We start from the raw sequence: 14,185 nt of genomic DNA, 5'->3' as shown, positions 1-14,185 counted from the left end.
AGCTCTTTAAAAAGAGCAATTTTTTTAACCTAACGGAAACCCAGAAGCCTAAATTGGTTTCCAGAGTATAATGGCAGAAATGCCTTACGGAGTTTGAAATGTCACACGAATTAAAAATCAGAAATCGAATCCTTGAAGCGGCGGAGGAACAATTTTTTAAACACGGCTGTAGCAGCGTCACGATGGAAGCTTTGGCTGAGCAATTGGGTATGAGCAAAAAAACTCTGTATCAGTATTTTCAGAGTAAAGAGGAATTAATTGCAGAAGTTACTCACATTGTAATGTCCAATTGCGATCGCAATCTTGAAGTAACTATGAATGATCCGGAACTGGATTTTGTAGACAAATTTAAACAGATGATTTACTACATCACACGGATTTGGTCGCGTATGAGCCGCGCAATGATCGATGACTTGAGAAAAAATACGCCAGAATTGTGGAAACAAGTGGATGCTCAACGTCGAGAAAGAATTTTCCGAGACTTCATGAAAGTAATCAGCGAAGGGGTTCAAAACGGCGTTTTCAGAAAAGATCTCGATCCGCACCTTTTTATTTTGATTTATGCGAAAGCGAACGAAGCGGTCATGAATCCTGATGTGTTGGCTGAACTTCCGTATTCAGCTGATCAGGTTTTCGAAAATTTTGCCAAAGTCTTCTTTGAAGGAATTTTGACAGACGACGCCCGAATTAATTACAAAAAAAAACACAGTGAATCCGTAGAAAAAGTGTAAAGCCGTTCGTCTTCTAGTAAGAGAGATCAAAAAAATACAATTAAAAATTAGAATAATATAACACAAAAAGCGTATCAGCAGATTACTATAAGCATACACTAAAGACTTAACTCTCAGACAATCAGGAGATTATTTATATGACTTTTTCTTCATGGCTAATAGCAAGTTTAATCTTTTTTTCGATTTCAGTGCATACACAGGAAAAGCGCAAACTGACGGTCGACGAAGCCGTGGCCATTGGCATTGAAAACAGCAAATCGCTTCATGCTTCATCGCAGAAAGTCGAATCCGCTGTTGCGAAAACCAAAGAAATCAACGGACAAAGACTTCCATCGTTGAAACTGACAGCGGCGTATACGCGCCTGAGCGAAGTGCCGGGAGTTGTTGTTAATGGCATCGCTTTTGTACCATCGATTTTCAATAACTATACCATTAAAACGACGGTACAACAGCCTTTATTCACCGGTTTCAAAATCGACAATACCTATAAAGCGACCAAACTCAGCGAAGATGCTTCGCAATTAGATTACTCGAAAGACAAAATCGATCTGATGTTTAACGTTCGTCAGGCTTACTGGAACTTATTTAAAGCAAACGAAGTGAAAAAAGTTGTCGATGAAAATGTCGAACAAGTTCGTGCCCATTTGAAAGACGCACAGAATTTATACGCTCAAGGACTTTTGACCAATAATGACGTTTTGAAAATCCAGGTCCAGTTGTCCAATACGTTATTGCAACAAATCGATGCAAAAAACGGCGTTCAAATCGCCATGATTAATTTAAATAATCAACTCAGTCTTCCGTTGGATACGCAAATCGAATTGAATGCCGATGTAACTACCCAACTTAAGAATTTAGAAGAAAAAAATTCATTGGTTCAAAAAGGATTAAACCGTCAGGATGTACAGGCAATGGAATTGCGCGTGAAAGCGGCTGAGGCCGGTGTGAAAGCCGCCAAAGGCAGTTGGTATCCTCAAGTATACGCTGTCGGTAATTTTTATTACAATCGCCCGAATTCGCGTTACTTCCCGACGCAGGATAAATTCAAAGATTCTTGGGATGTCGGTATTAACGTAACACTCGATATCTGGAATTGGAACAGCACGTCGCACCAAACTACACAAGCGCAATCACAAGTTGCACAAACTAAAGACGCATTAGGATTGCTGAAAGACGGTATCGGGCTCGAAGTGACTCAAAATTATCTGGGCGTCATTCAAGCCAAAGAAAAAATTGCCGTATCAGAGGAAAGTGTCAAACAAGCTGAAGAAAGTTTTCGCATTACCAGTGAAAAATTTAAAAACGGCGTCGCCTTAACTTCCGACGTGATCGATGCCGAAGTTTCAGTTTTACAAGCTAAAACCAATCACACGCAGGCATTGGTTGATTATGAGTTGGCCTTAGCACGTTTACAAAAATCTATTGGTGAGTAAGAATCATTATTTATAGAAGGAGAATGGTATGAAAAAAATAAAAGTAACTGTTGGTATTCTGATCGTTCTCGGAACAATCATTGGTGTATTGGTTAATAATAAAGCCAAAGTTGAAGCGAGTGCAAAAGTTGACAAACTGACGACGATTCCTGTATCGGTTGTCACAGTCGGTAAATTACCTTTCAAAACCGAATTATCATTAGTCGGTACCATTACCGGCGACAATGATGTGGCGATTGTTTCGGAAACTCAAGGTAAAGCTGTTCGTGTGTTAGCTGAAGTTGGTGAATACAAAGCCGCCGGTGCACCCATTATTCAAGTGGACGATGAAATTAAAAAAGCCAATTTGAATGTCGCGCAAGTCAATTATGAAAAAGCAAAAAAAGACCTGGAACGGTATGAAGCTTTGAACAAAGAAAAAACAGTTTCCGATGCACAGTACGAAACGATCCGTCAGAGTTATCAGGTTGCGGAGTCTCAATATATTATTGCGCGACGCCAGTACAATGACACCCAGATCAAAACGCCCATTGCCGGTGTAGTAACCGCACGCAATGTGGACGTCGGCACTATGATTCAGGAAAAAATGGTTGTGGCAAATGTTGTCGATATTTCCAAGCTGAAAGTTAAGTTGAATGTTGCTGAAGCCGATGTGTTTCGGCTGAAAGTTGGAGATAAAGTCGAAGTAACCACCGACGTTTATCCCGGTGTGACATTTGAAGGACGTATAACAACGATCAGCGATAAAGGCGATGAAGCGCATACTTATCCGGTTGAAATCAATTTGCCGAATCACAAAGACCACCCGTTGAAAGCCGGGATGTTCGGTCGAGTGTCGTTTGTGTCGCTCAGTCAGTCCGAAGCCATAATGATTCCGCGTGAAGCAATCATCGGCAGTGTCAAAAAACCCGAAGTATTTGTTGTAGAGAATGGAATAGCTGTCAAACGGTCGATTATTGCCGGTGCCGAATCCGGAACGAATGTCCAGATTCTGTCAGGATTAAAAGAAAGCGAAACAATTGTGGTAAACGGACATAACAATCTCCGCGACAGCATTGCTGTTTCAGTAGTGAAGTAAAATTTCAATTAAGATTATTAATGTTAGACTCAGATAAAGGTTAAAGATGGTTGCAATAGAATCAAATAATAAAATTTCCCTCGATTGGAATGCAGAAAATTTAAAGATAGTATTGACGATGGCCATTGAAAGTGGCTGGCAGGATATAACGGATTTAGACGTAGCAAAATGGTGCGAAGAATTTGTTTTTCGTTTTAAAGATACCATCGTCAATTCCGGTAATGTTTTTGAGCACGCCGCACTCAGTGTGGCCGAAGAGATTGCGATTCAATGGGATTTTAACGTCTATACGCAATTGAGTTTTTCCCGTGCAGAATTTAATGATATGCAGCGTACGAATATCCATCGCGTCAAATTTCCACGGCACTTGTATCAGGCGTGGCTTAAGAGACTCGATGATGCCAAAGCATCATGTAAAGATTAAGACTAATAGCAGGAGTTTTTGAATATGACTATTACCGAGTTATCCATTAAACGGCCCAGCCTGATCGTCGTATTATTTGCGGCGCTCGGCGTTTTGGGGCTATTCAGCTATACACAATTATCGTATGAATTGCTTCCGAAAATCACACCGCCGGTGGTGACGATTACGACGATTTATCCCGGCGCTTCTCCCAATGAAGTTGAAACATCGGTCAGCAAATTAGTCGAAGATGCAGTTTCAAGTTTGGATGAAATCTCCGCCGTATCGTCTACGTCTTCCGAAGGCGTATCGTTTGTGAATGTGGAATTCAATCAAGGCGCTAATATTGAAACAGCGCTGCAAGACGCACAACGCAAAGTCGGAGAGATCGCATCAAAATTGCCTGACGATGCGTTGACACCGCGGTTGTCGAAATTTGCGATCGATGAAATTCCTGTTCTGCGCCTTGGTGTTACGAGCACCATGCCGTCACGCGAATTTTACCAATTTATCAAAGATCACGTTCAGCCCAGGTTTTCTAAACTCGCCGGCGTCGGTCAGATTACATTGATCGGAGGGGACGAACGTGAGATCAAAATCAATCTCGATCAGGGAAAATTAAAAGGCTATGGACTATCGATTCTTGCCGTTACTGAAGCGATTAAGTCTTCCAATCTTGATTTCCCGACCGGTAAGATCAAAGATTCAGACGGACAATTTATCGTCCGTGTTGCGGGAAAATTCAATTCCGTCGACGAACTGCGCAATCTTGTGATCGGTAAATCCCGTCAGGGCGGAGATATTAAATTGGCAGATATCGCCGAAGTGCAGGATGGTCAAAAAGATTACACGAATATCAGCCGGATCAATGGAAAAACTTCGGTCGGAGTTTTAGTACAAAAACAATCGGATGCAAATGCCGTCGAAGTGAGCAAGCTGGTTCGCAAAGAAATTCAGCTGATGGAAAAAGATTATGCCGAATTTGGATTTAATGTCAATATTGCTCAGGACGGTTCAATGTTTACGGTCGATGCTGCTAACGCGGTGAAATTTGATCTAGCATTAGCTGTTGGTTTGGTTGCGTTGGTCATGTTGCTCTTCCTGCACAGCTTGCGCAATTCCGTCATTGTGATGATTGCGATTCCGGCATCGTTGATTTCTACGTTCATTGCCATGTATGCGTTTGGTTTCTCGCTAAATCTTATGACGTTGCTCGGGCTTTCTCTCGTAGTCGGTATTCTCGTTGACGATTCGATTGTCGTTTTGGAAAATATTTACCGACGGCTTGAAATGGGCGAAGACCGGATGACGGCCGCGGTGAAAGGAAGAAATGAAATCGGATTTGCGGCGCTTTCGATCACGCTCGTTGACGTTGTGGTGTTCGTGCCACTGGCTATGACAACCGGATTGATCGGTGATATTATCCGTCAGTTTGCCATTGTTGTTGTCGTGTCGACGCTTTTGAGTTTGTTGGTTTCATTTACGATCACACCGGCATTGGCTTCACGGTTTGCCAAGATCGAGCACCTTACAAAAAATACATTACTCGGACGATTTGCACTCGGGTTTGAATCGCTGTATGACCAATTCAGCCGCCATTATTTATCGCTACTAAAATGGAGCTTGGCCAATCGTGGTAAAATCGCGCTGGCCACTATTGCTTTGTTTATTGGTTCAGTCGCTTTGCTTCCGCTAGGTTTTATCGGCGGTGAATTTATCACACAATCTGATCGCGGTGAATTTGCGGTGACGATCGAATTACCTCCGGGCTCGACGATCGAAAACACCAATTACACAACTCGAGAAGTTGAAAAAACGATTATGGCGATGCCCGAAGTTTATAAAGTTTTTGTTAACGTCGGAGCGTCAAACGAAGGATTGGTCGGTCAATCATCCAATAACATTGCCGAACTCAACGTCGCGTTGGTTCCAAAAAGTGAACGCGCTAAATCTACGGAAGACGTCGGTTGGGAAATCAAGCAACGTATACAACAAATTCCCGGAATCAAAGTCCGTGTCAATCCGATCGGAATTTTCGGAACGGCCAATCAGACGCCGATTCAGATTGTTGTGAGCGGACCTGTACGTGACGACGTCACGATAGCAGCCAATACAGTTGCCGACATGCTTCGCCATATTCCAGGAACGGCGGACGTCCGCCTTTCGGCTGAAGACGGTAAACCTGAAACGCGTATCGAAATTGACCGCCAGAAAATGGCGACGTTCGGGCTTTCGCTCGCCGAGGTCGGAGCGGCCTTGCGCGTTGCACTGACGGGCGATGACGAATCTAAATTTCGCGACGGCGCCAATGAATTTGATATCCGTATTCAGCTGGATGAATTTGACCGTCACCGTACATCCGACATCGGTTCATTGACATTTTTCAATCATAAAGGACAAGCGGTTGAATTAAAACAATTCGCCAATATTTTTCAAACGACCGGCCCGACAAAACTGCAACGCCGCGACCGTAATGCAGCCATTACAGTTTTTTCACAGGCGCTCAGTCGTCCGAGCGGTAGTATTGCTAATGATTTTAAAGTTATGCTTGCAAAAGAACCGTTGCCTAAAGGCGTTCAAATTGCCTATTCCGGTGACTTGAAAAATCAAGCTGATTCTTTCGGCAGTCTTGGGCTCGCAATGTTGGCGGGAATTTTATTCGTTTACATGATCATGGTCGCTTTGTATGATTCGTATATTTATCCGTTTGTTGTGTTGTTTTCTATTCCGGTCGCCATCGTGGGAGCGTTACTGGCGCTGGCGTTGATGATGAAAACGCTCAATATTTTTTCAATTCTCGGCGTTATCATGTTGATAGGATTGGTTGGCAAAAACGCCATCCTGCTTGTCGATCGTACGAATCAGACGCGCGACGAACAAAAATTAAATACGTATGAAGCGTTGCTGGAAGCAGGCCAGACACGTTTACGCCCGATCCTGATGACGACGCTGACGATGATTATCGGTATGATGCCTATTGCCATGTCGCACAGCGCCGGATCTGAATGGAAATCAGGGCTCGCATGGGCATTGATCGGAGGACTGACGAGTTCCATGATGCTCACATTGATTGTAGTGCCGGTTGTCTATTCTAAAGTTGATGAATGGCGTGAGAAAATTCCGAGCCTTTTCCGTCATGTGTTCCCGAAACGTGCCAAGAAGACGGTAGTTCACGACGTCATCGAAACCGCATAAGCGGTTCTTTATATACATCGAAAAGCCTCATGAAAGAATTTCGTGAGGCTTATTTTATTTAAAAATTTTGCAAAAAAACTCCAAAATAATGTATTGCGGCTCGGTAAAAAATTGCTACATTGCAAAAAAATATAATACAAAATACAAACGTTCATGAAGCATTTTAAGATTTTACTTACAGTTATCGCGGGACTGTATTTTTTTAATACAAGAATATCCGCTCAGGAAATGGATGGGAACAACAAAGCTAAAAAGAGTTTGTATCCGATTCCGATTTTGATTTGGTCTGAAGAAACCAAATTAGGATACGGTGCGGCGCTATTATACACAACCAAAAAAGATTCCTTGTCCAAATCCAATTCCATTGGCGGGATGTTTTTGTATACGCAACGTAAACAAATTTCAATTGGTTTCAGTACGGATCATTATTGGAATGATGAAAAGTATCATTTGATTACCAGCGTTGGTTATTCCAAGTTTCCGAATTATTTCTACGGAATCGGAGCTAGTACACCTGACAGTTCTGAAGAAAACTTCACCCCTCAGGCATTCATGGTTTTAGTTAACTTTCATAAAAAAATCATGCCTAGTCTTTACGTGGGCGGAATTATGGAACTAGATTACAATAAAATCGTCAAAGTCGAAGACGGAAGAATTCTCGATACGGCGAATGTTCCGGGGCGTTACAAAAAATGGACGTCAGGATTGGGTGCCGTTATTTTCTGGGATTCGCGTAACAGCAATATATTTCCAACGCAAGGCAGTTATCACCAGTTTTCAATAGTACCGTTCCACCGTGTCATTGGAAGCAGTTATAATTTTGTTCGCTTCAATATTGACTTAAGGCAATACTTTCCTTTTTGGGGCAATCATGTTTTGGCGTATCAGGTTTTTGCTAATTTTATCCCCGGTCATCCGCCGTATCATAAAATGTCGATGTTCGGAAGTATGACGTATACGCGCGGTTATTACCCGGCAAGATATCGTGACAAACACATGGTGGCATTTCAAACCGAATATCGTTCTCCGATGTGGTGGCGATTTGGTTTGGCTGCTTTTGGAGGTTATGGCGATGTCGCACATACGCTCAGCGATTTTAAATTGAAACGGTTCAAGTATTCTGCCGGATGGGGGATTCGTTTTGCCCTCGACAAAAAAGACCGTACGAATATCCGCTTGGATTTTGCATATGGGAAACATTCATCGTACCCAACTATTGCCTTCGGAGAAGCATTTTAAGGCGCCAATCGGCGGAACTCTTCAAGCCTGTATTGCGTAATATCTGACCAATCCGATTTATAAAATTCAAAGGAAGTAGTATGCAAAAAGCTGCAATGATCTTTGCATTTGTTGTAGGATTGGGGATTCTTGGCTATTGGGTCAAGGACGATGAAGCGCCAAAAACCGATTTTCATTCCGCCATAGCTGAAGAAAAAAAATGGGTTGATACAGTTTCTCTACCATATTTTTCAAAAAAAGAATTTTCGGGTGGTGATCTTAAGACAGGGAAAATCCTGGACGATCAACCGTCTTACACGCGTTATTATATTACTTATCGCAGCGGGGATCTAAAAATTTCGGGTATCATGAACGTTCCGAAAGGAAAAGGCCCTTTCCCCGTTTTAATTTTGAACCATGGATATATCCCGCCTAAAATGTATACTAACGGCCGCGGACTTAAACGCGAGCAGGATTATCTCGCCAAACATGGTTACGTCGTCATACATCCCGATTACCGCAATCATGCCGATTCCGACAAAGATACGACCAACGGTGTACGATTTCGATTAGGGTATGTTGAAGATGTGATCAATGCCGTGGTTGCCGTTAAAAATTCTGACTACAAATTTTTTGATAAAGAACGTATCGGCATGTTTGGCCATTCGATGGGCGGCGGTATATGCCTGAACGTTATGGTAGCGCAGCCGAAACTTGTTAAGGCATTCGTACTCTTTGGCTCCGTCAGCGCCGACGTTCGCGATAATTTCTACCGATGGTCGGTTCGAAGCTCAGAAGGAGACAGCATCATCCGTCAGTATGGCCGTCCGGAGGAAAATCCGGATTTTTGGAATCGTATATCGCCGATGACGTACTTGAATGCCGTAGAAGCGCCGATAATGATCCATCACGGAACATCCGATGAATCGTGTCCTCTCGAATGGTCACAAAAATTAACAGACTCGTTGAAAATACGACAAAAAGATGTTACATTTTACGAGTATCCGAAAGAGCCGCACGAATTTATTAATGCATGGCCTTTGGTCATGCAGCGAACGGCGGCGTTCTTTGATCAACATTTAAAACCATGAAATCGTCTTTGACCCAAACGATCTGTCCATTCTGCCGCGCCAGTGCCGGTTTTGTTTTTGTACACGGGCATTATCAATGCGTACATTGCAAAAATGTTATGGTCCGGTGTTGTGAAGGTGAAGTGGTTCACGAAACCCAGCGCATGTCGAAAGAACCGGCTAAAGAAGTTCAACAACGTTTTCCGGACATTTCTATTGAAGCAACATTCTGATCCGGCCTTTTAAAAACTGCTGAAAAAGAGGAGGAAAGCATGTTAGAGAAATTAGTACGCCGAATTATACCTCAAGTTATCGGCTTGGGTATGATGGTTATCGGATGGTATTTGAGCGTATTAAGTGTTGGGTTAGACAGGTTTACCGGTTCCATTTTTACAAAATGGACGCTCATTGGTCTTTTCCTGATATTGATCGGCGGATATATTCCGCAAATATGGATCGCCGTATTACATAAAATGAATAAATGAGTTTTTATCTGAAATCTTTCTCGTAAGCGCCTTTACCGAAGTAATTATTATATTCCTCTTTTAATTTTTTACTCATTACGTTTTTCTCATCAAAGCGAAAATCCCGATGAGTTTTACGGAGCGACTCGGCTTGTTTGACCAAATCATCTGTAGGGTGTCCGCCGGGTAAACATTGGATCACGGCGCGTTTGATCAATTCAAGCTTTTCCTGTGACAAAAATACATCGACATTGGTCCACGCCGTTTTGAAGGTTATATGTTCAAAAATATCATTCCATTCAAGACCAAACGATTCATTGAAGATTCTGAGTCGCTCGCGTAATCGAAACGGCACTAGTTCTTGAGTTCTCCGAATATTTTTTTGAGTTACTGAAATACCGGCCGCGGATACCCACCGATCATCAGCAGACGCAAACGATGTGAAAGCGTCTAACCAATCATTGACTAAATCGATCAGAATTTCCCATCGTTCCTGAATGGCTTTCCATTCTGTAATCCGCGGTGCAAAATCCCATTCGATCTTGTTCCTCCGTAATCCGAATTCAAATGAATCCGGGATGCCGAAGGGCGAAGTGTTGGCCATCGCATCGAAAGTTGAAAGAATTTCTTCACGCATTTGAATTTCGACCGGATGATTTCTGGATTTTGCCCAATTCACTTCGGTGACCAGGTTATCGCGAAGTATCACGGTACCTTCCATGGCTTTGTCCATACCTTTTTCGATCAGCGTGCGGAGGAATACAGGATACGAAATACCCGATCGCCCTAGATCAATGATCGATTGTAAAACACCGCTTAACGAGCGAACGTCCGAAGGTTTTAACGAAGAATTCTGTGTATCATGATACGACACCAGCGTTTTTTCATAAGCATCAATCGTCTGCTTTAAATACAAATCATCCGTATCGTCATTATTGGTTAGCGATTGTTTAGCGGCCTCAGAAAGGCATTGCGAATAATATTGACTGAAATTTGCAAAATGACCTTCCGTTGCCATTTTTGCGCTATAGGCGTTCAAGTCGTCCATTTCACGACCGAGTGATTCCATTTTTTCCAGTTCGGCCAACATCATCTCGAAGGAAGGTCCCGACATTTTTTTGTCGCGACAGTCTTGAGCCATCGTTCTGAAGGTTCCAAGCATGCTATCGATAATCATTTGATTGATTGGCATAATTTACTCCATACCGGTGTAACGTTGATGCTGCTTGATTCGTTTTTGAACTACTTCTTCGGGGAAAGGAATTTTACGGCGATGACGTTTTTCGCCGATCAAAGCATAATTTATTTTCCAATCCGGTTGGTATTGCCGATAACCCGGTACAATCCGTTGTTCGTAATCGGTTCTGCCCGACTTGCGTAACATATGAACACGGTCCGATTCTTCCTGACGCCACTCTTGCGGGATGTCGCCGACAATCGATTCCGCAACTTCGATTTCTTCTAAAATTTTAAAATCGGAATAAAAACAATCGGCGAATAAATCGACAGTGATAAAAAGATTGTTTTCCGTTTCAATATCCAAAACCATCCTTGTCAGTTCTTCAGGCGATTGAATGTTATCGATGGCCTGTAAAATGCGTTCTGAACTTTTAGCACGAACCGTTTCATGAATTTGATCGTAAAATTCCAATCGTGCTTTTTCAGTGTCTTTTACTTTTGCAATCGCGACGCGAATATTAAGTTGGTTTTTTTCTAAAACTGCACGAAAATCTTCCAATTTTTCTACTTCACTAATTGCCTGAAATAAAGCTTTTTCGGCTTCGTACGAATTTTGGTACATCGGGATGTTCAAGTACCGATTCATTCGTGCTTCGTAATAGTCGGTATATTCACGATGGCGTTGTTCCATAGGAATCGTCTCACTTTAAAATGATATGCGCAACAATCAGTAAAAATAATGAGATCAAAAGGAAAATTAAAATGCGCCAGTTTATTTGATCTGTTTGGTCGTTCATAAATTTGAGTATCAAAATAATAGAAAGGTAAACCGGAAACATCATTTCCGGTTTACCAGTTTATTAAGAATCTATTGCTTCCAATTACCCGATTTACCGATATTTTCTTTAGGTATTTCATAGCCGAAACTAAGCAATGCCGGTTTGATCTGATAACCGGAAGCATTCAAAGCGTAATCATCGGGTATTCCGCCTAAAGCGGTCCAGCGGAATTGACTTTCAGAAGGCTTGCGTAAGAAAGACAAACCTATAATTTCATATTTGCCGTCCGTTCTTTCAAATAAGCCAAATCCCGTACCGACATAATTATCAACCTGATTTTCATTAGGCCACGGCTTCATGACCTGACCGGTTTGTTTACAGGTAAGCTTGAGCAATTTGCCGTATTTCGATAACGCATCGCGGTTAGGAATCTCATTTTGTTGATCGGTCGATCCATATTGATCCGGAAAAACAACTGCCGACAGCTTTTTCGCCCAAAGTTTTTCATAATAAGCTTTAAGCGCTTCCTTGCTTTTACTGTCTAAATTGATGCTAAACTGAATTGTAGCCGCAAAACGATCATTGTATCCGTCGGCGTCGAGGCCGAATAAAATATCATGACGGCCGGGAGTTAATGACAGAAGCCACTTGGTGAAATGCAAAGCCGGCAGGTATTGAAGATGGCTTTTATAATTTGTTTGATCCGGATCGGGGAGCAAATCATATATGATATACGCTTTCTTCATAATCTCCTGATCTTTTCCGCCAATGTTGTACAGGCGAATGCTGGAGGAAGAAGACTGATCGGTTGCGTCCTTAAAAAATGCCGTGGGTAAGGTCGCGACGCTGTAGCCAAGGTCCGGATCATTTTTGGTCGCTCCTAATTCCTTAATTGTTTGACGAAAATAAGCGATCATATAAAACGGCTGGCCCGGAACAATTTCCGTGATAACGTCTGCAGGGTTTTCTTTTCCAACGACCTGAGGATTTTTAAATGCGATAATTTTTTTGATATTTTTTTTATGAAAATCACTGGTGAAAAGGTGGGCGAAATTTGTCATGACACGATCCAAAGCATTATCGGCTTCGCGCGTCAAGTCTTCGAAAACGGAATTATCGGGAAACATCGATTTGAATGAACGCGCCATCAAGCTGGCCGATTCATAGTACGCCATTTTTACATCGTTGGAATAGGTGACTTCGTCGCCTTTGGCAATACAGATGGAAACGCCTTTTGCCAATTCACCTTGGGCGGCTTCCATTTTATCACGCCACAACAGAATGCTGTTGATCGACGAATTGATTTGTTCATCGTCTTTCGTGGTAACACCAATTTCTTTTCCATCTTTCAATTCCTGGCCTTTGGCGGGTTTTTGTAAACGATTTTTCAATGCATAAAAATATTTAGGAAATTTTTCCCTGTCGGTTTTCATACGGTCGGCCATTGACGGGTAATCCATCGCTGAAAGGATATTGATGGTTTCACTCGGTTGCAGGTTATCTCCGGACAATTGCGGGATCATAAATTCAGCAACAATAGATGCAGGGGCATTAGTCAAAAGTTGTGCTTTTCCTTTGTAATAAGCTAGCATTGAGCCAGCCGCATCGGCGTTAGCTGCGTTGCCGCCTTTCGTATCATACCAGGCCTGAAAACGTTTCTGCAAATCTTCGTACTTAGGCAGATCGGCATGATTGGCTTCGAGTTCGCGAACCTTACCGATACGATCCGGAATTTGTTTTAAATATTTCTGAGCCTTGTAATCCCAGTTATAATCATCCCACTGAGGCGCACGGCTCAATTCATCGAGCGCCATAAAATCATTTTGCAGCGCTTTGACAGCATTATTTAAAGCAACGTTGTTGGAACCGCCGGATTTTTTGGAATCATTGTTCGAAGCCCGTCCATCCTGTGATGCAGATTTCTGTTTGTCATTCGTTTCCTTTTTGGATTTGTCTTTGCCTTTCAGTTTTTTTAAATCGATCTGAGAATAGCTGTTGCCGACAGCCATGGATGCGGCTAAGGTGATGATTACCAGCCACGCTAAATTAATCTTCCGTTTCATACTTCCTCCTTCATTTAAGTTAAAGTGATTATGATCGTGTTGAGAAAATTCCTTTAATAGAAGTCATGCCGTCGTCAATATCGATCCGGCCTTGCAGAATTCTTCCGTCGAAATAAGTGATTTCAACTTTTCCGCTTTCATGGTCGTGAAGGTCAATCGAACCATGACTGTTATAAATCGTTGCCGAGAGGCTCTTAGCTGATTTTTTTGAGCACCAATAAACTCCTCGCGCTATTGGCGCATCGGCACAATAAAGGTCGATATTAACTTTTATTTCATCCGCCAGCATTTTTTGCCGGTAAGGTGCGTCAATGGAAGGATCGTAATTGATGATCGCAATCGAATAATTAGCGTCTGTATTTTTGATAAAGTAGCAATCGGTGACAGACAATTCAGTTACTGAGAAACGGTTATATGAAAGATCCGATTGTATTGCAATTTCTGTCCGGATCGTTTCAGGTTTGTAATCAGCTAATGCCTGCGGCTCATCTTTGATATTACAACTGACGGACAACAGTAGTTGAAGTGTGAATGCCAATGTAAATTTCATAACCGAGGCTTTCATGTGAAGG

Annotated in this window: 13 protein-coding genes; 9 read left to right on the top strand and 4 right to left on the bottom strand. The window is 42.4% G+C overall.

Annotated elements, in window-relative coordinates:
• The first annotated feature begins 98 nt into the window (after positions 1-98).
• The 9 genes from K1X84_02000 to K1X84_01960 all read left to right on the top strand — a co-directional run bounded on the left by K1X84_02000 (position 99) and on the right by K1X84_01960 (position 9,613).
• Positions 99-731, top strand: a complete 633-nt coding sequence (locus tag K1X84_02000) for a TetR/AcrR family transcriptional regulator (protein MBX7150384.1) — start codon at positions 99-101, stop codon at positions 729-731.
• 137 nt (positions 732-868) lie between these two features.
• Positions 869-2,164, top strand: coding sequence for a TolC family protein (locus K1X84_01995; protein MBX7150383.1), 1,296 nt, complete (start codon positions 869-871; stop codon positions 2,162-2,164).
• Positions 2,165-2,192: 28 nt separating this feature from the next.
• The gene (locus K1X84_01990; protein ID MBX7150382.1) at positions 2,193-3,242 is read left to right on the top strand and encodes an efflux RND transporter periplasmic adaptor subunit; all 1,050 of its coding nucleotides are present in this window, start codon (positions 2,193-2,195) and stop codon (positions 3,240-3,242) included.
• 46 nt (positions 3,243-3,288) lie between these two features.
• Positions 3,289-3,666, top strand: a complete 378-nt coding sequence (locus K1X84_01985) for a hypothetical protein (GenBank protein MBX7150381.1) — start codon at positions 3,289-3,291, stop codon at positions 3,664-3,666.
• Positions 3,667-3,690: 24 nt separating this feature from the next.
• Positions 3,691-6,840, top strand: coding sequence for an efflux RND transporter permease subunit (locus K1X84_01980; GenBank protein ID MBX7150380.1), 3,150 nt, complete (start codon positions 3,691-3,693; stop codon positions 6,838-6,840).
• A gap of 153 nt (positions 6,841-6,993) precedes the next feature.
• Positions 6,994-8,079, top strand: a complete 1,086-nt coding sequence (locus K1X84_01975; protein ID MBX7150379.1) for an outer membrane protein assembly factor — start codon at positions 6,994-6,996, stop codon at positions 8,077-8,079.
• A 95-nt stretch (positions 8,080-8,174) separates the two neighbouring features.
• Positions 8,175-9,149 (top strand): alpha/beta fold hydrolase, encoded by a 975-nt coding sequence (locus K1X84_01970; GenBank protein MBX7150378.1) that lies wholly within the window; start codon positions 8,175-8,177, stop codon positions 9,147-9,149.
• Positions 9,146-9,361 carry a hypothetical protein gene (locus K1X84_01965; protein MBX7150377.1) on the top strand — a complete coding sequence of 72 codons (216 nt, stop codon included), beginning with the start codon at positions 9,146-9,148 and terminating at the stop codon, positions 9,359-9,361. The genes K1X84_01970 and K1X84_01965 overlap by 4 nt, the downstream gene beginning before the upstream one ends.
• A gap of 39 nt (positions 9,362-9,400) precedes the next feature.
• Positions 9,401-9,613 carry a hypothetical protein gene (locus tag K1X84_01960; protein ID MBX7150376.1) on the top strand — a complete coding sequence of 71 codons (213 nt, stop codon included), beginning with the start codon at positions 9,401-9,403 and terminating at the stop codon, positions 9,611-9,613.
• 4 nt (positions 9,614-9,617) lie between these two features.
• Here K1X84_01960 and K1X84_01955 read toward each other — a convergent pair whose 3' ends face one another.
• The 4 genes from K1X84_01955 to K1X84_01940 all read right to left on the bottom strand — a co-directional run bounded on the left by K1X84_01955 (position 9,618) and on the right by K1X84_01940 (position 14,178).
• Complete coding sequence (locus K1X84_01955; GenBank protein ID MBX7150375.1) at positions 9,618-10,784, bottom strand: hypothetical protein; 1,167 nt, start codon at positions 10,782-10,784, stop codon at positions 9,618-9,620.
• A 3-nt stretch (positions 10,785-10,787) separates the two neighbouring features.
• Positions 10,788-11,462: a hypothetical protein gene (locus K1X84_01950; protein ID MBX7150374.1), complete on the bottom strand. Its 675-nt coding sequence runs from the start codon at positions 11,460-11,462 to the stop codon at positions 10,788-10,790.
• Positions 11,463-11,639: 177 nt separating this feature from the next.
• Positions 11,640-13,613 (bottom strand): hypothetical protein, encoded by a 1,974-nt coding sequence (locus K1X84_01945; GenBank protein MBX7150373.1) that lies wholly within the window; start codon positions 13,611-13,613, stop codon positions 11,640-11,642.
• 28 nt (positions 13,614-13,641) lie between these two features.
• Positions 13,642-14,178 carry a hypothetical protein gene (locus K1X84_01940; GenBank protein ID MBX7150372.1) on the bottom strand — a complete coding sequence of 179 codons (537 nt, stop codon included), beginning with the start codon at positions 14,176-14,178 and terminating at the stop codon, positions 13,642-13,644.
• Between the last annotated feature and the right edge of the window lie 7 nt (positions 14,179-14,185).

This window comes from bacterium, assembly GCA_019695335.1.
Taxonomy (GTDB): domain Bacteria; phylum CLD3; class CLD3; order SB21; family SB21; genus JABWBZ01.
Note: the sequence above shows the minus strand (reverse complement) of the source record. Positions and strands in the feature narration are given on the sequence as shown.

Coding starts and splice junctions, on each gene's coding strand:
- K1X84_02000 (MBX7150384.1), top strand. CDS start 99: ATGTCACACGAATTAAAAATCAGAAATCGAATCCTTGAAGCGGCGGAG.
- K1X84_01995 (MBX7150383.1), top strand. CDS start 869: ATGACTTTTTCTTCATGGCTAATAGCAAGTTTAATCTTTTTTTCGATT.
- K1X84_01990 (MBX7150382.1), top strand. CDS start 2,193: ATGAAAAAAATAAAAGTAACTGTTGGTATTCTGATCGTTCTCGGAACA.
- K1X84_01985 (MBX7150381.1), top strand. CDS start 3,289: ATGGTTGCAATAGAATCAAATAATAAAATTTCCCTCGATTGGAATGCA.
- K1X84_01980 (MBX7150380.1), top strand. CDS start 3,691: ATGACTATTACCGAGTTATCCATTAAACGGCCCAGCCTGATCGTCGTA.
- K1X84_01975 (MBX7150379.1), top strand. CDS start 6,994: ATGAAGCATTTTAAGATTTTACTTACAGTTATCGCGGGACTGTATTTT.
- K1X84_01970 (MBX7150378.1), top strand. CDS start 8,175: ATGATCTTTGCATTTGTTGTAGGATTGGGGATTCTTGGCTATTGGGTC.
- K1X84_01965 (MBX7150377.1), top strand. CDS start 9,146: ATGAAATCGTCTTTGACCCAAACGATCTGTCCATTCTGCCGCGCCAGT.
- K1X84_01960 (MBX7150376.1), top strand. CDS start 9,401: ATGTTAGAGAAATTAGTACGCCGAATTATACCTCAAGTTATCGGCTTG.
- K1X84_01955 (MBX7150375.1), bottom strand. CDS start 10,784: ATGCCAATCAATCAAATGATTATCGATAGCATGCTTGGAACCTTCAGA.
- K1X84_01950 (MBX7150374.1), bottom strand. CDS start 11,462: ATGGAACAACGCCATCGTGAATATACCGACTATTACGAAGCACGAATG.
- K1X84_01945 (MBX7150373.1), bottom strand. CDS start 13,613: ATGAAACGGAAGATTAATTTAGCGTGGCTGGTAATCATCACCTTAGCC.
- K1X84_01940 (MBX7150372.1), bottom strand. CDS start 14,178: ATGAAAGCCTCGGTTATGAAATTTACATTGGCATTCACACTTCAACTA.